The 23,271-nt window shown below is 70.8% G+C and carries 18 protein-coding genes; 14 read left to right on the forward strand and 4 right to left on the reverse strand.

Annotated elements, in window-relative coordinates:
* Window positions 1–2: 2 nt before the first annotated feature.
* Both ACFQSB_RS28185 and acs read right to left on the reverse strand, forming a co-directional pair.
* Window positions 3–599 carry a phage holin family protein gene (locus ACFQSB_RS28185; RefSeq protein ID WP_380829926.1) on the reverse strand — a complete coding sequence of 199 codons (597 nt, stop codon included), beginning with the start codon at window positions 597–599 and terminating at the stop codon, window positions 3–5.
* Between the two features lie 379 nt (window positions 600–978).
* A complete protein-coding gene (gene acs, locus ACFQSB_RS28190) occupies window positions 979–2,955 on the reverse strand; it encodes an acetate--CoA ligase (protein ID WP_354837669.1) in 1,977 nt (658 codons plus the stop codon).
* 407 nt (window positions 2,956–3,362) lie between these two features.
* Between acs and ACFQSB_RS28195 the strand changes: the two genes are divergently transcribed.
* The 8 genes from ACFQSB_RS28195 to ACFQSB_RS28230 all read left to right on the forward strand — a co-directional run bounded on the left by ACFQSB_RS28195 (window position 3,363) and on the right by ACFQSB_RS28230 (window position 12,207).
* Window positions 3,363–4,292 (forward strand): Fic family protein, encoded by a 930-nt coding sequence (locus ACFQSB_RS28195; RefSeq protein WP_380829927.1) that lies wholly within the window; start codon window positions 3,363–3,365, stop codon window positions 4,290–4,292.
* Window positions 4,293–5,713: 1,421 nt separating this feature from the next.
* Window positions 5,714–6,754: a septum site-determining protein Ssd gene (gene ssd, locus ACFQSB_RS28200; RefSeq protein ID WP_380829929.1), complete on the forward strand. Its 1,041-nt coding sequence runs from the start codon at window positions 5,714–5,716 to the stop codon at window positions 6,752–6,754.
* Window positions 6,755–6,947: 193 nt separating this feature from the next.
* On the forward strand, window positions 6,948–8,105 hold the full coding sequence (locus ACFQSB_RS28205) for a TadA family conjugal transfer-associated ATPase (RefSeq protein WP_380829931.1): 1,158 nt from the start codon (window positions 6,948–6,950) through the stop codon (window positions 8,103–8,105).
* Window positions 8,106–8,171: 66 nt separating this feature from the next.
* Entirely contained in the window at window positions 8,172–8,891 is a 720-nt protein-coding gene (locus ACFQSB_RS28210) for a type II secretion system F family protein (protein ID WP_380829933.1), read from the forward strand.
* A gap of 534 nt (window positions 8,892–9,425) precedes the next feature.
* A complete protein-coding gene (locus ACFQSB_RS28215; protein ID WP_380829934.1) occupies window positions 9,426–10,241 on the forward strand; it encodes a type II secretion system F family protein in 816 nt (271 codons plus the stop codon).
* Between the two features lie 328 nt (window positions 10,242–10,569).
* A complete protein-coding gene (locus ACFQSB_RS28220) occupies window positions 10,570–10,866 on the forward strand; it encodes a DUF4244 domain-containing protein (RefSeq protein WP_380829935.1) in 297 nt (98 codons plus the stop codon).
* A gap of 19 nt (window positions 10,867–10,885) precedes the next feature.
* Window positions 10,886–11,359 (forward strand): TadE family type IV pilus minor pilin, encoded by a 474-nt coding sequence (locus ACFQSB_RS28225; RefSeq protein WP_380830001.1) that lies wholly within the window; start codon window positions 10,886–10,888, stop codon window positions 11,357–11,359.
* A gap of 467 nt (window positions 11,360–11,826) precedes the next feature.
* A complete protein-coding gene (locus tag ACFQSB_RS28230; RefSeq protein ID WP_380829936.1) occupies window positions 11,827–12,207 on the forward strand; it encodes an Rv3654c family TadE-like protein in 381 nt (126 codons plus the stop codon).
* A gap of 271 nt (window positions 12,208–12,478) precedes the next feature.
* Here ACFQSB_RS28230 and ACFQSB_RS28235 read toward each other — a convergent pair whose 3' ends face one another.
* On the reverse strand, window positions 12,479–14,809 hold the full coding sequence (locus ACFQSB_RS28235; protein ID WP_380829937.1) for a DEAD/DEAH box helicase: 2,331 nt from the start codon (window positions 14,807–14,809) through the stop codon (window positions 12,479–12,481).
* 155 nt (window positions 14,810–14,964) lie between these two features.
* Here ACFQSB_RS28235 and ACFQSB_RS28240 point away from each other — a divergent pair, with 155 nt between their 5' ends.
* The 4 genes from ACFQSB_RS28240 to ACFQSB_RS28255 all read left to right on the forward strand — a co-directional run bounded on the left by ACFQSB_RS28240 (window position 14,965) and on the right by ACFQSB_RS28255 (window position 19,808).
* Window positions 14,965–15,315, forward strand: coding sequence for an STAS domain-containing protein (locus ACFQSB_RS28240; protein ID WP_114029683.1), 351 nt, complete (start codon window positions 14,965–14,967; stop codon window positions 15,313–15,315).
* Window positions 15,316–15,317: 2 nt separating this feature from the next.
* Window positions 15,318–15,788 carry an ATP-binding protein gene (locus tag ACFQSB_RS28245; RefSeq protein ID WP_354837686.1) on the forward strand — a complete coding sequence of 157 codons (471 nt, stop codon included), beginning with the start codon at window positions 15,318–15,320 and terminating at the stop codon, window positions 15,786–15,788.
* Between the two features lie 1,065 nt (window positions 15,789–16,853).
* Window positions 16,854–19,190, forward strand: coding sequence for a sodium-translocating pyrophosphatase (locus ACFQSB_RS28250; protein ID WP_380829939.1), 2,337 nt, complete (start codon window positions 16,854–16,856; stop codon window positions 19,188–19,190).
* A 135-nt stretch (window positions 19,191–19,325) separates the two neighbouring features.
* Window positions 19,326–19,808: a SixA phosphatase family protein gene (locus ACFQSB_RS28255; RefSeq protein WP_354923084.1), complete on the forward strand. Its 483-nt coding sequence runs from the start codon at window positions 19,326–19,328 to the stop codon at window positions 19,806–19,808.
* Between the two features lie 160 nt (window positions 19,809–19,968).
* Here ACFQSB_RS28255 and serB read toward each other — a convergent pair whose 3' ends face one another.
* Window positions 19,969–21,195 (reverse strand): phosphoserine phosphatase SerB, encoded by a 1,227-nt coding sequence (serB, locus tag ACFQSB_RS28260; protein ID WP_380829940.1) that lies wholly within the window; start codon window positions 21,193–21,195, stop codon window positions 19,969–19,971.
* 106 nt (window positions 21,196–21,301) lie between these two features.
* Between serB and ACFQSB_RS28265 the strand changes: the two genes are divergently transcribed.
* Together ACFQSB_RS28265 and ACFQSB_RS28270 are read left to right on the forward strand one after the other, a co-directional pair.
* Complete coding sequence (locus ACFQSB_RS28265) at window positions 21,302–22,363, forward strand: GNAT family N-acetyltransferase (protein ID WP_380829941.1); 1,062 nt, start codon at window positions 21,302–21,304, stop codon at window positions 22,361–22,363.
* Complete coding sequence (locus ACFQSB_RS28270) at window positions 22,360–23,238, forward strand: lysophospholipid acyltransferase family protein (RefSeq protein ID WP_380829943.1); 879 nt, start codon at window positions 22,360–22,362, stop codon at window positions 23,236–23,238. Before ACFQSB_RS28265 ends, ACFQSB_RS28270 begins: the two co-directional genes overlap by 4 nt.
* The last annotated feature ends 33 nt before the right edge of the window (window positions 23,239–23,271 follow it).

Raw genomic sequence — 23,271 nt, forward strand, 5'->3', positions numbered from 1 at the left:
ACTCACAGGTTCGGGCTCGTGCGCCCGGCGTCGAGGTCGCCGGCGGCCGGGCCGTCCGAGGACCCGGTGGACGTCCCCGCAGGGCCGCCGGACGCCGCGGCCGACGAGCCGGCCAGCGGCACGCGGTGGTGGCCCACCTCGCCCGCCGTCGGGCCACGGTACGGCTCGGGCACCGGTCGGGAAGGGGAGGCGAGCGGGACGGCGGGCTCGTCCCCGTCGGGCCTGGCGACGTCCTTGAGGCCCTTCAGGCTCCGCGCGGTGCGTTTCATGCCGGTGAGGCCCTTGAGCCTGCGGTAGCCGACGAAGGCGAGCAGCAGCGCCACGACGAGGTAGAACACCGTCACGATCGTGAACGCCAGCCACTGCATCATCCCGAGCTGCACCAGCCCGTAGGCGATCGCGAACGAGGCGAGGATCAGGCACAGATGCAGCATGAAGGCGGCCACACCGAACAGCCCGGCCGCCGTGCCGACCCGTTTGGCGTCGAACTTGAGCTCGGCCTTCGCCAGCTCGATCTCCGAGCGGACCAGGGTCGAAATGTGGTGGCTCGCCTGGGCGACGAGAGCGCCGAGCGATTCCTCCTCGGGCGGAGCGGCCATGTCTGCTCTCCTATCGGATGTTGCGGTCACATTCATCCTGCGTGATGTTCATCGTCCCGCCTCGCCGTCCGATTCGCCGCATCGGACTCGCCCGTGTTCGCCGCATCGGACTCGCCTGTGCGCGAACCCCCGCGGTATCGAACATGCCGGGTACTTCCCCGATCAGGAGAACGCATGACCTCGCGGGCACCGCGACCCGGCCCACCGTGGGCCTGATCCAGTGGCCTTCAGGCCCCGGAACGCCGCGGGTGGCGGCCCGGCGGCCTTCCGGCCTGGAACGCCGCGGGTGCGGACCGGCGGTCTGCGCGACCGGATCGATCCGCACCCTTCAGGCGATCATCCGTGGACGATGGGCGTTCCGTGGACTTCGGACCGCCGATCAGTCCTCGCTCGACGTGGACGGCAGCTTCTCGGAGATCAGCTTCATCACCGAGCTGTCGGCCAGGGTGGTGACGTCGCCGATGCTGCGGTTCTCCGCCACGTCGCGGAGCAGGCGGCGCATGATCTTGCCGGACCGGGTCTTGGGAAGCTCGGGGACCACCATGATCTGACGCGGCTTGGCGATCGGCCCGAGCGCCTTGGCCACGTGGTCGCGCAGTTCCTTGGCGATGTCGGCGCTTTCCTCCGCGCTGCCGCGCAGGATGACGAACGCCACGATGGCCTGGCCGGTGATCGGGTCCGTGGCGCCCACGACCGCCGCCTCGGCCACCTTGGGGTGGGACACCAGCGCCGACTCCACCTCGGTGGTGGAGATGTTGTGACCGGACACCAGCATGACGTCGTCGACCCGGCCGAGCAGCCACAGGTCGCCGTCCTCGTCGCGCTTGGCGCCGTCCCCGGGGAAGTACATCCCCTCGAAGCGGGACCAGTAGGTGTCGACGTAGCGCTTCTCGTCACCCCAGATGCCGCGGAGCATCGACGGCCACGGCTCGCGGATCACCAGGAACCCGCCCCCGCCGTCCGGCACCGACTGGGCCTGGTCGTCCACGACGTCGGCCACCACGCCCGGCAGCGGGCGCATGGCGGCGCCGGGCTTGCCGGAGGTCACACCGGGCAGCGGGCTGATCATGATGGCGCCGGTCTCGGTCTGCCACCAGGTGTCCACGACGGGGCAGCGGTCGCCGCCGATGTGCTCGCGGTACCAGACGTAGGCCTCGGGGTTGATCGGCTCGCCGACGGACCCCAGGACGCGCAGGGACGACATGTCGTACTTGGCGGGGATGTCGTCGCCCCACTTCATGAACGTGCGGATCGCGGTGGGCGCGGTGTAGAGGATCGTCACGCCGTACTTCTGCACGATCTCCCAGAAACGGCCCCTGTGCGGAGTGTCGGGGGTGCCCTCGTAGATCACGCTGGTCGCGCCGTTGGCGAGCGGGCCGTACACGATGTAGGAGTGTCCGGTCACCCAGCCGATGTCCGCCGTGCACCAGTAGATGTCGGACTCGGGCTTCAGGTCGAACACCGCGTGGTGGGTCCAGGCCGTCTGCGTGAGATAGCCGCCCGTGGTGTGCAGGATGCCCTTCGGCTTCCCGGTCGTGCCGCTGGTGTAAAGGATGTACAGAGGGTCCTCGGCGTCGTGCTGCGCCGGCTCGTGCTCGTCGCTCTGGCGGTCGACGATGTCATGCCACCAGATGTCCTTGTCGGTCACCTGGACGTCCTGGCCCGTCCGGCGCACGACGAGCACGTGCTCGATGCCCGGGCACTCGGCGACGGCCTCGTCCACGGTGGGCTTGAGCGCGCTCGGCGCCCCGCGACGGTAGCCGCCGTCGGCGGTGATGACCAGCTTGGCGTCGGCGTCCTGGATGCGCCCGCTGAGCGCCGTGGCCGAGAAGCCACCGAAGACCACCGAGTGGACCGCGCCGATGCGCGCGCACGCGAGCATCGCGATCGGCAGCTCGGGGATCATCGGCATGTAGATCGCGACGCGGTCGCCCTTGCCCACGCCCAGCTCGGTCAGGGCGTTGGCCGCCTTGCTCACCTCGCGCAGCAGGTCGGCGTAGGTCAGCGTGCGCGTGTCGCCGTCCGGCTCGCCCTCCCAGTGGTAGGCGACCTTGTCACCGCGGCCGGCCTCGACGTGCCGGTCGACGCAGTTGTAGGCGACGTTCAGCGTGCCGCCCAGGAACCACTTGGCGAAGGGAGGATTCCACTCGAGGGTCGTCTCCCAGCGCCGCCCCCAACTCAGCCGGTCGGCCGCCCGCTCCCAGAAGCCGAGACGGTCGTTCGCCGCCTCGTCGTAGGCGTCGGCCGTCACGTTCGCAGACGAGGCGAGGTCCGCCGGCGGCGCGAAGCGCCGGCTCTCGTGCAGCAGGTTCGACAGAGTCTCCTGGGTCTCGCGACCAGGGGTTTCCGGGGCCACAACGTACTCCTTCACATGGCCTGGCTCGATTGGGCTGGGTCCCACTTCACCAGTCCCGAGGTGGCGGGACAAGGGGGGACGGACCGGCGAAGCCCGTCGGCGGTCACCTCCACCGTGGTTCACAACGGGCTTTACATGCGGTCACAAAAGCTGCGGATTCGTTGTGGAAATGATATCCAACAATAAAAGCGGAGAGCACAGAAGGCCCATTCGCGGCATGCTCGTTGAACGGTGTGAACCACGCGCCGAACGGCACCCCCATTCGCCGGCGGCGCGCACCGGGGGCGCCATTGACGACGCCGTGAACCTCCGCCCGCTCCGCCGGGCGCGACCTGAACTCCCCTTGACCCGCCGTTGACCTTCACCGCCGTACGCCCGCATCGTACTCGCCGGTAGGGTCGGGAGGCGTGAGCGACCCACTGGCTGTCATCGCCGGGCTGCCCGGCGTCCCGGACGCCGTCCAGAGCGCCCGGTCGGCCGTCGACCGGCTGTACGGGCACCGCGTGCTGCGCCGCCGCGGCCCCGAGGTGTCCGCGGAGTCCGCCCTGCGCGGCGCGCGCGCCTCCGCCGCGCTCGAAGGCGCCGACGTCGCGCTGGAGACGCTGCGGTCGGGCGAGGCCGAGTCCCTCGTCGCGGCAGGGGCGCTGCGCGCGTCCGCCGAGATCGGACGCCTGGGCGCCACCTGGAGAACGGCGCCGCGACAGGTCCTCGCCCGTCTCCACGCGCTGGCCGCCGTCGGCATCATCCCGGACCCGCTGCTCGGCCGCCCGCGGACGGACGCCTCCTCCGGCACCCGGTCGGCGACCGATCCCGGCGCGCACCGCGACGAGCAGGCTGCCGGCCGCACTCACCCTGACGCCGCCGGCGTGGTCGTCCCGGGTCCCGGCGCCGATGCCGGTGACGCCGCTGACGTGGACCGTCCGGGCTCGGCCACGGACGTCCTCGGTATCGGCCCGGCTCCCGGCGCCGCGGCCGCGGCCGCGCGTCTCACCTCGCTGGTCACGTTGATCACGACGCCGACCAGGGCTCCGGCGCTGGTGCTGGCCGCTGTCGTGCACGCCGAGCTGGCCGCGGTCCGGCCCTTCGGGACTGCGGACGGCCTGGTGGCGCGTGCGGCCGAGCGGCTCACGCTCGTGGAGTTCGGGCTGGACCCCAAGTCGCTGGTGGCGGTCGAGGTCGGGCACCACGACCTCGCGGACGCGTACGCCGAGAGCCTGCGGGGCTACCTCAAGGGCACCGGCGAGGGCGTGGCGGCCTGGGTGCGGCACTGTGCCGCCGCCGTGGAGGTCGGCGCCCGCGAGGCCACGGCCATCTGCGAGGCCCTGCAACGAGGCTGAGTTTCACCGGTGTCGCATCGCCTCGCCCGAGCCGTGATGAGGTCAGGCGCACCGGATCCAGATCACCGGACGGGCTCCGCCGCGCGGCCCGCCGGACGCGGATCTCGAGACGCGGATCGCCGGGCCTGGGATCGTGGGCCTGGGACGGCCTGCTGGAGATCGCCGCGACCACCGCGAGATCCTACGAGAATCGACGAGGTTGAACGAAAAAATCTTCCTCGTCTGGCCGAACCGGTGAAATCCTTGCGCTGAAACGAACAAGACGGGCGAGGTTTTACGGTCGGTACGGCGAGGGGGATACGGCTCCGGACAGAAGCGAACGGCGCCCCTGGTCTGGGACGCCGCCGCCAGTGCGCCACACCGGGTTACCAAGCGTGCACCTCAAATCGTCGTAGCGGGTCAAGCCCGTCTCGACGCGCCTCCCGCGGCTGGTCGCGCGTGGGTACCCGGTGGTCGCACTCGAACACTCAGTCCGTGCAACCTTTCTACGTCGGATCCCGCCTGATGGGAACCCCTTGGAGCAAGACCTTTACCGACCTTCGCTTGTCCGGGCGCCGAACCGGCGCGCCTCCGAGCATGCCGCGAACGGGGCTCGCCGCGCCGTCCCGAAGATCCTGACAGCCGGATGTGAAGACCTTTCGATCACCGCCCGTGATCGGTCTCTCTCGGGACGTTTTCCGCATACTTGTAGTAGCCGATCCGCTACGGCGGAAAAAAACTCGCGGAAATCAGAGATTGCTCCTCGACGGAACTTGAGTTCATCGGGCACCATACGTTGGTGTCCACATGACTGTGGCGTTGGTTCCTGGGTAAGATTTTTGCAGCCCCTTGCCACGCTGTGGTCGGCGATGAAGGCTTTCTTCTAAAACGGGACCGGCTCTACCCCCCCGGAGCCGGACCGGTTGGCGACCCCCGCTCTCCCCCCCCGGCGGGGGTCGCCCTTTTCTCCCCCATCCCTGCCGCCGCGCAGAGCTTCCCCCGGGCGACCCGGCTCCCTCTTTCGCCACCGCGTACCCCCGCCTCCACCGCCTCAGGACGGCAGGAGCACCTACCGGTGCCCGCCGGCCCGCACCGACAGCGCGAGGTGGCCAGGCCGGCGGTGGGCGAGGCACGTGTCCACGGGAGAAGGATCAGCGAGCAACTCGAAGCGGCTGCACGGGACGCCCTGCGACGAACGCCATGCGAGCCGCTGACAGGAGCGGTGAGGGCATCCGGCGGCGTCCAGCGCTGCAATGGCTCCACGCGATGGCGATGCTGGGATGCCCATCGGGGGGCCACGGCGGCCGGGGCCGCCGGCCTCGGCTTCTTCCGTCCCGTCTCGCTCGCAGGCCAGAGGGTTATCCACAGAACGCCGTTCGCTCCCATGAGCGATGTGGCCGGTCCTGGAAGGTGGTGGCCTCGGACGACAGGGAGGCCACCCCATGCCCCGCCCATTGGTGATCACCGAAGATCAAGATCTGCTGGACGATCTCCTGCGGGTCGCGGCCGCCGCCGGTGTGGAGATCGACGTCGCGCACGCCCCGACGCATGCCCGGCCTTACTGGCAGCGCGCCCCGCTCGTCGTCGTGGGCGCGGACGCGGCCGACGCCCTGGCCGCGACCGGGCCACCGCAGCGGCAGGGCGTGCTGCTCGTGACCAGGGCGTGCGACGATTCCGCCGTCTGGCGACGATGCGTGGCCGTGGGCGCCAAGGCGGTTCTGGAACTGCCGCAGGCCGAGCGGCGACTGGTGGACGAGTTCGCCGAGGCGTCAGAGCCGGTGATCAGGGCAGGTGAGACGGTCTGCGTCATCGGCGGCAGCGGCGGCGCCGGCGCCAGCGTGCTGGCGGCTTCCCTGGCCCTCACCGGAGCGCGACGTGGCATGCGCACGCTCCTCGTGGACGCCGACCCGCTCGGCGGCGGCATCGACGTCATCCTCGGCCAAGAGCACGCCATCGGCGCACGATGGCCCGACATCGTCGAGCGTGAGGGCAGGGTGAGCTTCACGGCCCTGCAAGCCGCCCTGCCGACGATGGGCGAGCTCACCGTGCTGTCGTGGCATCGCGGGGAGTCCCCACCCATCCCCGCGGAGGCCATGCGGGCCGTCCTCGAGGCCGCGCACAGAGGGTGCGATCTCATCGTCGTCGACCTCCCGCGACATGTCGGGCCAGCGGCGGGCGAGGCGCTCTCGCGAGCGGGGTCCACCCTGCTGCTCGTGCCCGCGGACGTGCGAGGCGTGCTTTCCGCCTCTCAACTCCTGATCGAGATCAGCCGGCACACCTCGGACATCGGCGTCGTGGCGCGCGACGGCGTCCTGCTCCCCGAGGTGATCACCCGCTCCCTCGGCGTGTCCTGTGTCGGGGTCCTCGAAGACCAGCGCGGCCTCGCCGACGTCCTCAACCGCGGCGATGCCCCACCCCTCGGCGACCGCACCCCTCTCGGCCGCTTCTGCGCCGACTTCCTCACCACCCTGGAGCCCCGATGACCCCTCACCCCACCCCGTCCACTGGCCCCACCGCGTCCAACGGCCCCACCGGCGCCACTGGCTCTACTGGCCCCAAGGGATCCATTCGCCCCACCGGGTCCATTCGCCCCACCCCGTCCATATCTCGCCCCATCCCGTCCACTCCTCAGCCACCCACACCCGTCACGCCCTCCCTGACCGCGGACACCCGCCGATGAATCGTCTGGTGGTGTCCCCTGACCTGGTAGAGGCCGTCCGGGTGCGTCTCGCCCGCACGGGCGCCCAGCCCTCGGCCGCCCAGGTGGCCGCCGCGCTCCGAGCCGAGCACGCGGTGCTGGGGGACGCCGAGGTCCTCGAGGTCGCCCGTGCTCTGAGGGCCGATCTCATCGGCGCCGGGCCGCTCGAGCCCTTGCTGGCCGAGCCGGAGGTCACCGATGTGCTGGTCAACGGCGCTCGTAACGTCTGGATCGACGCCGGTGACGGCCTGCGGCGCACCTCGGTCGTCTTCCCCGGCGACGACGAGGTGCGCAGGCTCGCCCAGAGGCTGGCCGCAGCCGCGGGCAGGCGCCTGGACGACGCCTGCCCCTACGTCGACGCCCGTCTGCCGGGCGGCGTACGCCTGCACGCGATCCTGCCGCCGGTGGCCTCCGACGGCACGTGCCTGTCCCTCCGGCTCCCGCCCCGCAGGTCCTTCACTTTGGAAGAACTGGTTGCAGGCCCTGGGGCCGCGGCGGTGCGCGCGATCGTGGTCTCCCGGCTGGCCTTCCTCGTGACGGGTGGAACCGGTACTGGAAAAACCACACTTTTGTCCGGAATGCTTTCCCTGGCTCATCCTGGCGAGCGGTTGATCCTGGTCGAGGACTCCTCGGAGCTGCGGCCGATCCACCCGCATGTCGTCCGGCTGGAGACCAGGCCGGCCAACCTGGAAGGGGCCGGCGGCGTAGGCCTCCGCGACCTGGTCCGGCAGGCCCTTCGCATGCGCCCGGACCGCTTGGTCGTAGGAGAGGTGCGCGGCGCTGAGGTCGTCGACCTCCTTGCCGCGCTCAACACCGGCCACGACGGTGGTTGTGGAACTCTGCATGCGAACAACCCCGCCGATGTGCCCGCCAGGCTGGAAGCGCTCGCCTGTGCCGCCGGGCTTTCGAGGGAGGCCGTCCACAGCCAGATCGCCGCGGCCCTCGACGCCGTGATCCACCTCGTCCGCGACGCCGGTGGCGGGCGCCGCAGAGTCGCCGAGATATGCCTCATGGAACGCGAGTCATCGGGCCTCGTCCGCGTCGTCCCCGCCCTCACGTTCCCCGCCAACGGTCCACCTCAACACGGCCCGGCGCTGCCCACCCTCCTCGCCCGCGCTCCTCATATCCTCCAATGACCCCATTCTCCCGCCACACCGCCGAGGCCCGAGCCCTTCTGGGCGGCGAGCAGGAGGAGATGTTCGATGCTCGTGGTCGCCGTCGTTCTGATCGCTGTGGCAGTGGGGGTCTGGACGAGCCCTGACGCCGCGACCGTTCGGCTGCTCGCCTTGACGCGTCCCCGAGACCAGGCGCGATGGGCGAGCATCGCCCGATTGTCGCGTGTCGCCCTCCGGCGAAGTCCCGCACGACAGGCCGCCGCATGGAGAAGGTCCTCCATCGAACTGAGCCAGGCTCTGGTCGCCGAGCTGGCGACGGGGCGGCCGCCGGGAGACGCGCTGGCGCGGGCGGTGTCCTGTCTCGTCCTGCCCGATCCCACCGCCCTTCGTCCTGTCATCGCCATAGCCCGCGACGGTGGTGACGTGGCCTCGGCTCTCGAGCGAGCCGCTCCTGATCACGGTGGAGAAGGTCTGGTGCGCCTCGCGGCCTGCTGGCGCGTCAGCCAGACATCGGGCGCGGGGTTGGCCGCTCTCGTGGAAAGGGTGGGCTGCTCTCTGCGGGAGGCCGAGGCTCACCGTTCTGAGGTCTCGGCCCAACTGGCCGGGCCCCGTTCCACCGCTCGGCTGCTCGCGGGGCTTCCCTTGCTCGGAATCCTGCTCGCGGCCGGGCTGGGGCTGCGTCCGCTGGACTTCTTGCTCGGCGGCCCGGCCGGCGCGGCATGTCTCGGCGCCGGTGGGCTGCTGGACGTCGCGGGCCTGTGGTGGATGAACCGGCTCGTCTCCCACGCCCAGGAGCGGGGCACATGACCGCGAACCAGACAGACGCGTGTCCACGCGACGATCGTGCGACTAATGATGATCACTGGAAGAGGACGGTTCATGCAGGGCCGTCTGTGCAGGTAGGGCCCTACTTAGTGCGGTGACCACATACGTTCACCGGGTGCGGCTCGCCACCCCGGGCCGCACCTGGTGCGGTGACCGCGTACGTTCCCCGGGCGCGGCTCTCTCCCCCGGCCACGTGCCGCAGTGATCGGCGCCGGGTCGGCGGGTCGTGGTACGGCGATGCCGGCGCCTGCTACGGCGCTCGAGCCGGTGAACGTTCGTGGACAGCGCGCTACCGGCTGACATCGCGCATCTGCGTTCAGTAACTGGTCCGACGCACTGGTTCGACGACGTCTACGCACCCCGAGCGGGATGGTGAGCTCCAGCACACACCAGCACCGCTCCGACGACACCCGTGCCTTTGAACCAGCTCAAGGCGATGAACCAGGCGGGACTGTTCCGTGAGATGAGTGCCCGCCCTGCCCGTCCGGTCCCACAACAGGAAGGCTCGGAGGACTCATGAGCATCTTGATCGCTACCGGCCTCGTCGGGCTCTCCACGTGGCTCTGGTTGACTCCGTGGGATCCGGGCGAGCGTCTGGCCAAGATCCCCATGTTCCGCATGCGGCTCGACGCGGAGGCACGCCCTGACGGCATCAACGGCGTGTCGGGCGTCTTCGCCTCTGGTGGTGCTTCCGGGCTGAGGGGGCGGTTCGCCAGATACGGCTTCGGCGCGTACACGTTCCGGAAGGCGCTGCCGCCGATCTTGGTCGCGAGCGGAGGCATCGCGCTCGTCGGTGGCGTGCCCGGAGTGGTGTGCGGAGTTGGTGCGGGTGTGCTGACGCTGGTGATCGGTCACCGCGCGGAACCCCGCGAGGCACGTCGGCGCCGGGCGCGGATCACCGCCGATCTTCCGTTCGCGGTCGATCTCATGGTGGCCTGTCTGCGGGCGGGCCGGCCGGTGAGCGCCGCGGTGCAGACGGCCGCGAACGCGATCGGTGGCCCGCTCGGCGAGCGCCTGGCATGGGTGAACGGCCAGCTGCGGCTTGGTGCCCGCCCTGAGGATGCCTGGTCGGCGCTGGAGAAGGACCGGCCACTGGCGGCGATGGCGCGTGGCATGGTCCGCGCGGCCCTCAGCGGGGCGCCGGTGGCCGATGTGCTGTCCAGACTCGCGGATGACGCGCGGCAGGACGCCCGGGCCGCCTCCTCCGCTGCGGCTCGACGGGTGGGCGTTCAGGCGGTCGCGCCTCTCGGACTGTGTTTCCTGCCGGCGTTCGTGCTCGTGGGAGTGATCCCAGTGGTCGCGGGTCTGGCAGGCCAGGTCTTCGGTCGCTGACCGCCGCTGACCGCCGCTGACCGGTCGATGAGCGGCCGTTGCGCGCCGACGATCGGCGGCCGACGACCGGCGGGCGGCGGGCGACGATCGAGATCAGACCCGTGACATCGGCGCAGCCCGCCGACGTCACGAGGACATCGGGATGACCCGCCGATCGGGCGCCTGGCATTGGCCAACTTATCCACAGGCTTGGCGCGGGGTCGGCGGGTTGTCCACAGAATGACGTTCGGCTCAGAAGTGGCCCCCTCCGCTCGGCGAAGCTGTCCTCGCTGGTCAAGGTCCGGGTGGTCACCCACACGGCGACGATGACGACTTAAGGGGAGGTCCGATGCGCAGGTGGATCCGTCGACGGGGGCGGCACGCGCTCAAGGTCATTCGGGACGGAAAGGGGGCAGGGCTGCTTCACCGCTTCCAGCGGCTGCGGGTGCGCGTTCAGACCTCCGCGAGCACGCGCGTCAATCTGGCCCGCATGCGTGCGCAGGCAGGGATGTCCACCGCGGAGTACGCGGTGGGCACGATCGCCGCCTGTGCCTTCGCGGGCCTCCTGTTCAAAATCGTGAGCAGTCCCGAGGTGCGGAAGATGCTGTCCGACATCATCAGCCGGGCCCTCAGACTCGCGGGATGAACCGGTGACCCACGTGGACGTGGCGGAACCGGGGCGGACGCGGAGGCGGCGGTCACGGTGGAGGCGGTGGACACGACGTCCGGGTTTCCCGCGGTCTGAGTCCGAGTCGGGGTCGGTCACGGCGGAGACGGCCGTCGCGCTCCCGTCGCTGGCCCTGGTGCTGGGAGCGGCTCTTTGGGCCATCGCCGCGGTCGGTGCTCGACTCGAATGTGTCGATGCGGCACGGGCCGGCGCCCGGGCGGCCGCCCGCGGCGAGGCGCTGGAGATCGTTCGGCGATTCGCCGGTCATGCGGCCCCTCCGGGTGCGGTCGTCTCCATCACCCGCGACGCGGAACTGAGCCGGGTGACCGTTTCCGCCACCATCCGCCCGGGCTGGGCCGTCGGAATGCCGCCGGTCCACGTGGCCGCCACCGCGACCTCCGCCACCGAGGGGGGAGTCGACGACTTGATCATGGAAGCACGACGGGCGCCCACCGGTGTTGAGCCTGAGTGACGGCACCCCGCCGACGCCCTGAGAACAGCAGAGATCCCCCGGAACCGCCGAAGCACTCCGCCTGCCCATGACACCAGGCCACCGCCTCACGCCCCCGAACAAGCACCGGCTCATGACAGCAGGCCGAGACATGTTCCGGCGGTCGAGGAGCCGATGGAGGGGCCGTCGATGGGGGGACGGGCTGTTGGGGGCGGGTGGAGTCACCGAGGGAGGCTCTGGCTCGTGGCGGCTGGCCGGGGTCTGTTCCGGCGGTCGAGGAGCCGAGGGGGGCCGTCGATGGGGGGTGACGGGCTGTTGGAGGCGGGTGGAATCACCGAAGGAGGCGCTCTGGCTCATGGCGTCAGGTCGAGATCTGCTGAGGCGGGTCGAGGGGCTGATGAGGCGGGTCGAGGGGCTGATGAGGGGAGGCGTCGATGCGAGGGATGGGCCGTGGGGGCAGGTCGAAACGTCGATGAGGGTGGGAGTCCATGGTGAGGGCGTGGTCGGTCGTTGAGGTGGGGCGACGGGTGGGGAGCGATCGGGGGGCGGGCACTGTTTGGGTCGTCGCGCTCATGACGTTGATCTGGTTCACCGCGGGGGCGTTGGTGCTGGTAGGGGTCGCGCGCACAGCCCGGCACCATGCTCAGTCGGCCGCCGATCTCAGCGCCCTGGCCGCGGCGCGCCAAGCGATGGCATCGCCGGAGACGGCGTGTCGGCACGCGCGCGATCTCGCCTCGGCCAACGATGCTTCGATCACGAAATGCCATGTTGAGGGAGCCGTGGTCATCGTGCGGGTCGAGGTCCCATTGCGGCTCCCATGGTTCGGCGATCGCCACGCCTCCGCCGAAGCGCGCGCGGGTCCCAGGTGACCACTTGTACGAAGATCCGCGTCCGTGGCCAGCCTCACAGCGGGGGTCATCGGTGGGACCGGAGAGCGAGTAGGTGAACTCCGTCAGGTGGGTGGTGAGGAGTCGGTGGCTTCTGTCGGGTGGGTGGTGAGGGCTGGTGGCTTCGGTCGGGTGGGTGGTGAGGAGCTTGCGTCTCGCGTTCGGGCGGTGGTGGCCGCGCCGGTGAACTGCGTCAGGTGGGGAGTTGGTGGCTTTCGTCGGGTGGGGGGCCAGGCTGGTGAATTTCGTCAGGTCAGGGGGTGGTGGGTTTGGTCAGGAGGGTGGTGAGGAGGTGGATGGCGCCTTGTTTGTCGAGGGGGTCGTTGCCGTTGCCGCATTTGGGGGACTGGATGCAGGAGGGGCATCCGCGTTCGCACTCGCAGGAGGCGATGGCCTCGCGGGTGGCCGTGAGCCAGTCGAGGGCGCGGGCGTGGCCGCGCTCGGCGAAGCCGGCTCCGCCCTCATGGCCGTCGTAGACGAAGACCGTGAGGAGGCCGGTGTCGGGGTGCAGTTCGGTGGAGACGCCGCCGATGTCCCAGCGGTCGCAGGTGGCGAACAGCGGAAGCAGGCCGATGGAGGCGTGCTCGGCCGCGTGCGCCGCGCCGCCGAGGTCGAGGCCCTCGGCGAGCAGCGGTGCCACGGCGGCGTCCGGGAGGGTCCACCACACGGCGCGGGTGCGCAGGGTGCGGGGCGGCAGGTCGAGGGGTTCCTCGCCGAGCACCTCGCCGGTCTTGACGCGGCGCTTGAGGAAGGACACGACCTGCCGGGTGACCTCCACCGTCCCGAAGTGCAGCTCGCCCGGCCCGAAGGCGTGCGACCGCAGGGAGTCCAGCACGGAGATGTCGGTGACGTCCCGGGCGAAAGTGGAGTAGTCAGGGTCGGACGCCGACACCAGGGCGACGCCCGCGTCCAGGTCGAGTTCCTCCACGAGGTAGGTGTCGCCCTGGTGGATGTGCACGGCGCCGGTGTGGACGGCGGTGTGGGCGGACGGCTCGTCGACGGTGCCGAGCAGCCGCCCCGTGGAGGACTCAACGACCTCGATCGGCGGCCCGCCGGAGCCCCGGATGTCGGCCAGGTTGGCGGCGCGCTCGCGGCGTGTCCAGAACCAGCCCTGGGGGCGGCGCCGGAGCATCCCGCGCTGGACGAGGTCGTCGAGCACCTCTTCCGTGGAGGGGCCGAACACCGGCAGGTCCGCCTCGGTCAGCGGGATCTCGGCCGCCGCCGCGCACAGGTGCGGGCCCAGGACGTAGGGGTTGTCCGGGTCGAGCACGATGGCCTCGACCGGCCGGCCGAACAGGGCCTGCGGATGGTGGACGAGGTAGGTGTCCAGCGGGTCGTCGCGCGCGATCAGCACGGCGAGGGCGTCCTGGCCGTCGCGGCCCGCGCGTCCGGCCTGCTGCCACAGGGAGGCGCGCGTGCCGGGCCATCCCGCGATGAGGACGGCGTCCAGTCCGGACACATCGATGCCCAGTTCCAGGGCGTTGGTCGTCGCCAGGCCGGTGATCTGGCCGGAGCGCAGCGCCCGTTCCAGGGCGCGCCTGTCCTCGGCGAGGTACCCGGCGCGATAGGCCGCCACCTTGGCGGGCAGCTCGGGCGAGATCTCCTCGAGGTTCTCCCGGGCGATCAGCGAGATCGTCTCGGCGGCGCGCCGCGACCGGACGAAAGCGAGGGTGCGCACGTCGTCGATGACCAGATCGGTGAGCAGGTCGGCGGCCTCGGCCGTCACCGTGCGCCGGACGGGGGCGCCTCCCTCGCCCCGCAGATCCGTCAGAGGCGGCTCCCACAGGGCGAAGGTCGTGGAACCCCGGGGAGAGGCGTCCGTGGTCACCTCGGCCATCTCAAGGCCCGTCAGGCGCATCGCGGCGGCGGCGGGGTCGCTGACCGTGGCGGAGACCAGCATGAATACCGGATGGGAGCCGTACTTTCCGCATATCCGGCGGAGGCGGCGCAAGATCTGGGCCACATGTGATCCGAAGACACCCCGGTACCCATGGCACTCGTCCACGACGACCAGCTTCAGCCGGCGCCAGAACGACGACCAGGCCGAGTGGTGGGGCAGCATCGACCGGTGGAGCATGTCGGGGTTGGTCAGCACGTAGTTCGCATGCTTGCGCACCCATTGACGCTCGTCGGGCGGAGTGTCCCCGTCGTAGGTGGCGGCGCGCACCTGGGCGAGCTTCAGATCGCGCACCGAACGCAACTGGTCGGCGGCCAGTGCCTTGGTCGGCGTCAGGTACAGGACCGAGCCCCCGGACAGGATCTCGGACACGGCCGGCACCAGGTAGGCCAAAGATTTTCCCGACGCGGTGCCTGTCGCGATGATCACGTTTTGGCCACGATGTACCAGCTCAGCGGCGGTGGCCTGGTGCTCCCAGAGACCCTCGACGCCGAGATTTCGCAGACGGCTGACAAGCAGCTCGTCGACCCAGGAAGGCCAGGTCGCCTTACCTGCCTGACGTGCGGCGACGTACTCTACGTGTGTGATGCGTTCACGGCGCGCGGGTACGCCGAGCAGACGAGCAAGGATCGGGTCCGCTCGCCGTGAGGGTGATGTAGTCGGAGTCACTGGTTTCCAGTTTGGCATCTTGGGGGAGAGTCGCCCGGAGTCGTGATTTCGTATAGACACGAAGGCGGGGCGTGGTTGAATGCCGCGCGTCAGGGTATTGCGCGCTGGGACTTGGGGTCCCAGCATGTCAGACCCCTCGTCGTGGACTCAGCAGGCAAGGCGCTGGAGGATCTGTGGATCTGAAGTTGGACCACCACACTGAAGACCGACTCACCATCGTGGAAGTCGAGGGTGAGATCGATGTCTATACCGCGCCGAGGCTGCGTGAGCTGCTGATCGACCTGGTCAACAAGGGCAACTTCCACCTTCTCGTCAACATGGAGAAGGTGGACTTCCTGGACTCCACGGGGCTCGGTGTCCTGGTCGGCGGGCTCAAGCGCGTTCGGGCGCACGACGGCTCCCTGGAGCTCGTCTGCACGCAGGAGCGCATCCTGAAGATCTTCCGGATCACCGGCCTGACCAAGGTCTTCGGGATTTACGCCTCGGTCGAAGAGGCCAAGGAAGCTCACGGCCGAGACAAGTAGTCATGGCCACCGTCGAGCTGACGTTCAGTGCTCTTCCGGCTCACGTGCGCACCGCGCGGCTGGTCGCAACGGCCATCGCGCGGCGCACCGGGGTCGCGGAGGACCTGCTGGACGAGGTGCGGCTCGCTGTGGGTGAGGCCTGCTCACGGGCAGTGGAGGCACACCGCGTCCACTGCCCGGGCGAGCCCATCCGCATCGAGTTGTGCGACGACTCAGGGCGCTTCGAGGTCACCGTCACCGACTCGGCACCGAGCGACGATCTCGAACAGGCGTACAAGGACGAGGACGAGTTGCCGACGGCCGTCAACGGCACCGAGTTGGCCAGCCTGCTCCCCGCCGACACGCTGATGTCCGGGTTCGGCATCGCCGTCATCGCCGCGCTGGCCGATGACGTCGAGGTGTATCCGAGTGCCAAGGGGCTGCGGATCAGGATGAGCTGGCCCGCCACCGCCGCAGGGTTCGCCACCGCCTGAGAGTGGCCACGGGGGCTGTCTTCCAGCGGGGCCACGGGGTCGTCTTCTCGGTTGTTCCATCTCGTCGGGGTGACCCGGATCGGCTTGGTCGATCGCGCTCGCCCCGGCCAGGCATGGTCCGGCCCACCGCCCGGGATCCGTCGATCCTGAGTGCAAGGATCGCGCCGGTCGGTTCCCGGTCGTGCGGCGCGAGCCTGGCCGGCGCCGTCCCGACGCGTGGTCGCGCCGCGGGCGCCGGCCGCGCGCTGCCGACCTGGCCGTCCTGACCCTGCTCACCTCCGTACAGGCGCCCTCTGCCCGGGCATCCTGGCAGAGCGGCGCCCCGCCACCGAGGTCGTCGTGCCGCGCCGGTCGTCGTGCCGCGCCGGTCGTCGTGCCGCGCCGGTCGTCGTGCCGCGCCGGTCGTCGTGCCGCGCCGGTCGTCGTGCCGCGCCGCGACGGGCTGTCGCATGAGCGCGAGCCCTGCGACGCGCCGCTGGTCAGAACCCTGCTGTGTCGTGGCCGGGCCGCTGTGGGATGGACGGCCGGGCGTCAGGGGAGCGGCGTCTTGAGGCCGGCAGAGGAGGACTGCCGACATCTTCGCGTGATCCGTCCTCGTGCCGTCAGCATCCGGCCGTCCTGGTGAGGGCCGAGGGCCGCTGAAGGCCGGGGTGGAGGCGGTGCCGGTGGAGGGGTGTTCATGGTGGTGCCGGTGAGGGGGGTGGGGCGTCGCCGCACGTCAGCGCGGGTTTACGGACATAATAATTAGGCAATGAACGTCTGTCCGTAACCCGGCCGTCGATCGATCTGACACCCGGAAAACCGCGTTGTTACTGGGCAAAGCCCCGCACCTTACTGGACTGGGCCCTAATTGGCTGGTGGAAGAGGCTTCATATCTGGCCTGTGCCTGCGTAGACTCCCGGCACCGGCCAAGGTTTTGTCCCCGCAGATCAACGTCGCCCTGCGGGAAGGTCTGCGGACGTTACCGGAAGCGGCACTGCCAATCCAGCTCGGATGCGCGCCGCCCCCCGACTGACTCGCAGCGCGGTCTGGGCATGGACCTACCCGTCTGGCCGAGGAGGACGGATGTCTAGGCTCAATCTCGCCGCTGACGACGCCGCAGCGGTATCTCTTAGCGGTTCCCACCTCACAATCGTGATCGTGGTGGCCGCCGTGGCGCTGCTGGCGCTCGCCGTAGCGGGCGGTCTCGTCCGCGAGGTGCTCGCCGCAGGTCAAGGCACAGAGCGAATGCAGAACATCGCGCGAGCGGTCCAGGAAGGCGCCGCCGCGTATCTAACGCGACAGTTCAGAACGCTTGCACTTTTTGTGGTGCTCATCCCGTTCCTGCTGCTTCTCCTGCCCTCGGAGTCGACCAGCGTCGCCATCGGACGCTCCGTCTTCTTCGTGGTCGGTGCGGCATTCTCCGCCTTGACCGGCTTCATGGGCATGTGGCTGGCTGTGCGGGGCAATGTCCGTGTGGCGGCCGCCGCCCGCGAGGCGGGTGAGAAGCCCGCGATGCGCATCGCGTTCCGTACCGGTGGCGTGGCCGGCATGTTCACCGTCGGGCTCGGCCTGCTGGGCGCCGCGATCGTCGTGTTCATCTACAAGGGCGACGCTCCGAGCGTGCTCGAGGGCTTCGGGTTCGGCGCGGCGCTCCTTGCGATGTTCATGCGTGTCGGCGGCGGCATCTTCACCAAGGCGGCCGACGTGGGCGCCGACCTGGTCGGCAAGGTCGAGCAGGGCATCCCCGAGGACGACCCGCGCAACGCCGCCACGATCGCCGACAACGTGGGCGACAACGTCGGCGACTGCGCCGGCATGGCGGCCGACCTGTTCGAGTCCTACGCGGTCATGCTGGTCGCGAGCCTCATCCTGGGCAAGGCGGCCTTCGGCACCGAGGGCCTGGTCTTCCCGCTCATCGTCCCGATGATCGGCGTGCTGACCGCGATCATCGGCATCTTCACCACCGCGCCCCGCAGCGGCGACCGCAACGGCATGGCGGCCATCAACCGCGGCTTCTTCATCTCGGCGGCGATCTCGGCCGTCCTGGTGGCCGTGGCCGCCTACCTCTACCTGCCCGGCTCGTTCTCCCAGCTCACCGACGTCAGCCCGGCGATCGCCGGGCTCAGCTCCGACCCGCGGCTGATCGCCATCGGCGCCGTCCTCATCGGCCTGGTGCTCGCCAGCGCCATCCAGGTGCTCACCGGCTACTTCACCGAGACCAACCGCCGCCCGGTCAAGGAGATCGGCGAGAGCTCGCTCACCGGCCCGGCCACCGTCATCCTGTCCGGCATCTCCGTCGGCCTGGAGTCGGCGGTCTACTCGGCGCTGCTCATCGGCGGCGCGGTGTACGGGGCGTTCCTGCTGGGCTTCGGCAACGTGACCGTGGCGCTGTTCGCGGTGGCCCTGGCCGGCACCGGTCTGCTCACCACCGTCGGCGTCATCGTGTCCATGGACACCTTCGGCCCGGTCTCCGACAACGCTCAGGGCATCGCCGAGATGTCCGGCGACGTCGAGGGCGAGGGCGCCCGCATCCTCACCTCCCTCGACGCGGTGGGCAACACCACCAAGGCGATCACCAAGGGCATCGCGATCGCGACGGCCGTGCTCGCGGCGACCGCGCTGTTCGGCTCGTTCCGCACCGCCGTCGAAAGCCAGCTCGCCGCGGCGAGCGCGGGGGTGAAGGACGCGCTGGGCTCCTTCAGCTCCTTCAGCCTCAGCGTGGACTCGCCGAACGTGCTCGTCGGTCTCATCATCGGCGCCGCGGTCGTGTTCCTGTTCTCCGGCCTGGCGATCAGCGCCGTGGGCCGCGCGGCGGGACGGGTCGTGTTCGAGGTGCGCGAGCAGTTCCGCACCAAGCCGGGCATCATGACCGGTGAAGAGCTGCCCGACTACGGCCGCGTCGTGGACATCTGCACCCGCGACTCGCTGCGCGAGCTGGCCACGCCGGGCCTGCTGGCCGTCATGACGCCGATCGCGGTCGGCTTCGCCTTCGGGTACGCGCCCCTCGGCGCCTACCTCGCGGGCGCGATCGCTGCGGGCACGCTGATGGCGGTCTTCCTGGCCAACTCGGGCGGCGCCTGGGACAACGCCAAGAAGCTCGTCGAGGACGGCCACCACGGCGGCAAGGGGTCGCAGGCCCACGAGGCCACCATCATCGGCGACACCGTCGGCGACCCGTTCAAGGACACCGCCGGTCCGGCGATCAACCCGCTGATCAAGGTCATGAACCTCGTGGCCCTGCTCATCGCCCCGGCCGTCGTGACCTACGCGGACAACGCCGTCGTGCGCGTCGGCGTCACGCTGGTCGCGGTCGTGATCGTCGTCGGCGCGATCGTCGTCTCCAAGCGGCGTTCGACGAGCATCGCCCCCACGGGCGGCACCCCGGCCGAGAAGGTCGAGACCGAGAAGGTGTCGAGCTGACGACCAACGGCATCTAGTGCCGCACGGCGCGGCGCCGGCCTGAACGGCCGGCGCCCGCGAGCGGCCAGAGGTGAAAGTGCGGCTACCGTCCGAGGAGGGCGGTAGCCGTACGCGTGTAATGGGATAGTTGGGGGAGTGAACACGCTCATCGTGCTGAGACATGCCAAGGCCGCGCACGTGCCCGGGCTGGCCGACCGCGAGCGTCCCCTCACCGATCGCGGCGAGCGGGACGCCGAGCGGGCCGGTGAGACGCTCAGGCGGCTCGGGCTGAGTCCTGAGCTGGTGCTGTGCTCGCCGTCGATCCGCACCAGGCGCACCGCCGAGCTGGCGCTGGCCGGCCTCGCCTCGGAGGCCCCCGTCCACGTCGAGACCGAGATCTACGAGGCGTATCCGGACGAACTGCTGGAGCTGATCGGCCGTACGGACGGCGAGGTGTCCACCCTGCTGCTGGTGGGCCACAACCCGGGGGTTCACGAGCTGGTCCTGAACCTCTCGCTGACGCACGACGACGAGGGGTTCCCGCCGGGAGCGTTCGCGGTGCTGGAAACCGGCCCCTGGGCCGACCTGGGGCCCGGAGACGGCCGCGTGGTCGGCCGCTGGACCCCCAAGGGGCACTGAACGCCGCCGGCACGCCGTCCGCTCGAAGCCGGAGGCCGCCGAAGGCCCGCGAGGTGCCATGGGTGTGAGGCCGGGGACGGCCGCGGCAGGACGCCGATGGGCGTGAGGCCGGGACGGCCGCGGCGGGGTGCCGAAGGCCCGCGAGCCGGGGCCGGGTCCGTCAGGTGGTGGGGGGAGCGGTGAGGCCGTCTTCGGCGTCGGCGGCCTCCACCTCCTCGCGGGAGATGCCGAGCAGGTACAAGATCGCGTCCAGGTACGGGACGTTCACCGCCGCGTCGGCGGCCTGCCGCAGGACCGGCTTGGCGTTGAACGCGATGCCCAGCCCCGCGGCCGCGATCATGTCGAGGTCGTTGGCGCCGTCGCCGATGGCCACGGTCTGGCTGATCGGGATGCGCGCCTGCTGGGCGAACCGCTCGAGGGCCCGCGCCTTGCCGGGACGGTCGACGATCTCGCCGATGACCCGCCCGGTGAGCTTGCCGTCCACGACCTCCAGGGTGTTGGCCGCGGAGTAGTCGATGCCCAGCTCGGTGACCAGCGAGTCGGTGATCTGGGTGAAGCCGCCGCTGACGATCGCGAAGCGGTAGTCCAGCCGCTTCAGGGTGCGCACGAGGGTGCGGGCGCCGGGGGTGAGGACGACCTCCTCGCGGACCCGTTCGAAGACCTCCTCCGGCAGGCCCTCCAGGAGGGCGACGCGTTCGCGCAGTGAGGCGGCGAAGTCCAGCTCACCTCGCATGGCCGCCGTGGTGATCTTCTCGACCTCGTCCATGCACCCGGCGTGCGCGGCCAGCAGTTCGATGACCTCGCCCTGGATGAGCGTGGAGTCGACGTCCATGACGATCAACCGCTTGGCCCTGCGGTGCAGGCCGGAGCGCTGCACCGCGACGTCGACCTGCTGCAGCACGGCCTCGGCGGTCAGCGCGGTGCGCAACGCGTCGGGGTCGGCCCCCGAGATCGCCAGCTCGATGCAGGTGACCGGCAGGTGCGCGAGCCGTTCGATGCGGTCGATGTTGGCGCCGGCGGCGGCGATGCGGCCCGCGATGCCCGCCAGGGCCGCCGGCTGCAGCGGGTTGCCCAGGACGGTGACGTGGAGGCGCCCGCGGCGGCGCTTCTCCTTCAGGTCGGTGCCGGTCGTGAGCTCGACCTCCATGCCGAGGTCTTCGGCGACGCGCTCGACGGCGGCCCACATGGCGCCCAGGGTGCCGCCGGTGCCGGTCGGCGGGCCGCCCGCGTAGGCGACCAGGACGCCCAGCACCAGCCGGCCGCGGATCACGACCTGCTCGACGTCGGCGACGGTGACGGGGAAGGAGGCCAGCACGGTGAACAACCGGGAGGTCACTCCGGGTCGGTCGGGGCCGGTCAGCGTGATCAAAAGCGTGCGCTGCTTCATCGCGGACAACGCTACCGACCGCTCAGAGTGCGCGTGCAAGCGGTTCACCATACGGACGGCAGATGGCCATGTCCCCATGTCTTCATGGGTGTGCACAGGAGGAGGCATGCCCATGACCGAGGTGCTCGCCAGTCAGGTCCGTGGCGGAAGCGTCGACGAACCCCTCGTCCGGTCCGATGCGCGGCCCAGTGCCGGGCCGGAGAAATCTCTCGTCCACCCCGGCGCGGCGCCGCAAGGCCCGCGCGCCGGTCAGGAGCAGCCGCTCCTCCACCCGCGTCCCGACCCGGGCTCACAGCAGGCGAGCCCGGGGGCGCACCTGGAGGGTTCGAGTCCCAGGACACACCTGGAGGCGGCGAGCCCCCGTACGCGCCTGGAGGCGGCGAGCTCCCGTGCCCGGCTCGAGGCCGGGCGGATCGTCACGGAGGCCCCGCCCCGGCCGGGGCTCGGCCAGGGGACGCTGACCGACGCGCGCGGTCGCTACACCGTCGAACTGGCCAAGGACGCCGCCGACATGCGGGCGGCGCAGCGGCTGCGCTACGAGGTGTTCGCCGAGGAGATGGGCGCCCACCTCGACTCGCCGATCTCCGGCCTGGACGTGGACCGTCTGGACGCCTACTGCGACCACCTGCTGGTGCGCTCGGGCGACACGGTGGTCGGCACCTACCGCATGCTCGCGCCAGGACGGTCCGACCGGCTGTACTCCGAGGGGGAGTTCGACCTGTCGGCGCTGGCCGGCATCCGTGGTGGCATGGTCGAGGTGGGGCGCACCTGCGTCCACCCCGACCACCGCGGCGGAACGGTGATCGGCCTCATGTGGGCCGGCATCGCCCGGTACATGGTCGCCGGCGGCTACACGTGGCTGGGCGGCTGCTGTTCGGTGCCGCTGGACGACGGGGGCAGGGCGGCCGCGGGGGTGCTGGACGGCATCGGCCTCGGCCCTGAGCGGTACCGCGTGACGCCGCACGACCCCTGGACGGGCGAGGGAGTGGCCAGGCCCGACCGGTTCGTGGTGCCGCCGCTGCTGCGCGGCTATCTGCGGCTCGGGGCGTGGATCTGCGGGATGCCGGCCCACGATCCGATGTTCGGGACGGCCGACTTCTTCGTCCTGCTCTCGCTGTCCAACGTGGACACCCGCTACCTGCGGCACTTCCTCGGAGTGGCGGAATGAGCGGCGGCTGGCTGCCCGTGGCCCCGTGCACGGTGGATTCGTGCGTCGCGGCCCCGGCGGAGCTCGCCGGGCCGCTGCGGCGCGTGGCGCGCCTGGTGGGGGCGGTCGTGGTCGTGCTGGCCGGCCTTCCCTGCACGTGGGCCGCCCGCGCGCTCGGCGGGTCGCGGGCGGACGCGCTGGCGATGGCCTGGTCCCGTACCTTCCTGCGTGTCCTCGGGCTGCGGCTGGAGGTACGTCAGGGGTTCACCGTGCTGGGCGGCGCGGCGGCGCCGGTGCGGGTGGTGGAGGAGGAGCCTGAGAGTGCGGGGGCGCTGCTCGTCGCCAACCACGTCTCCTGGCTGGACCCGCTCGTGGTGGCGGCGACGACCCCGTGCCTGGCGCTGGCCAAGAGCGAGATCGCGGCGTGGCCGTTGATCCGCTCGCTCGTGGCAGGGTCGGGTGCGATCTTCATCCACAGGGAGCGCCTGTCGACGTTGCCGGGAACCGTGCGGGCGATCGCGGACGCACTGCGCGCCGGCCGGTCCGTCGTGGCCTTCCCCGAGGGCACCACCTGGTGCGGCAGGGGCGGGGGGCCGTTCCGCCGCGCGGTCTTCCAGGCGGCGATCGACGCGGGCGCGCCGGTGCGGCCGATCACGCTGCGGTTCCGCGACCGCGCCGGTCATCTGGCGACCGGGCCGTCGTTCGTCGGCGAGGACACCTTGCTGGCCTCGTTGGTCAGGGTGGTGTCGGCCAAGGGGCTCGTCGTCGAGGTGACGAGGTTCCCGCTCATCCCGCACACGAGCGGGGTCGACAGACGCGCCCTGGCCGGCCTGGCCCATGCCACCGTGCTGGGCGACCACCTCCGCCACGACGAACACCTGGCCGTCGCCGCGTAGCCGTATCCGGTCGCACCGCGCCGCGTCGCGCGC

Source organism: Sphaerisporangium rhizosphaerae, assembly GCF_042665155.1.
GTDB lineage: Bacteria > Actinomycetota > Actinomycetes > Streptosporangiales > Streptosporangiaceae > Sphaerisporangium > Sphaerisporangium rhizosphaerae.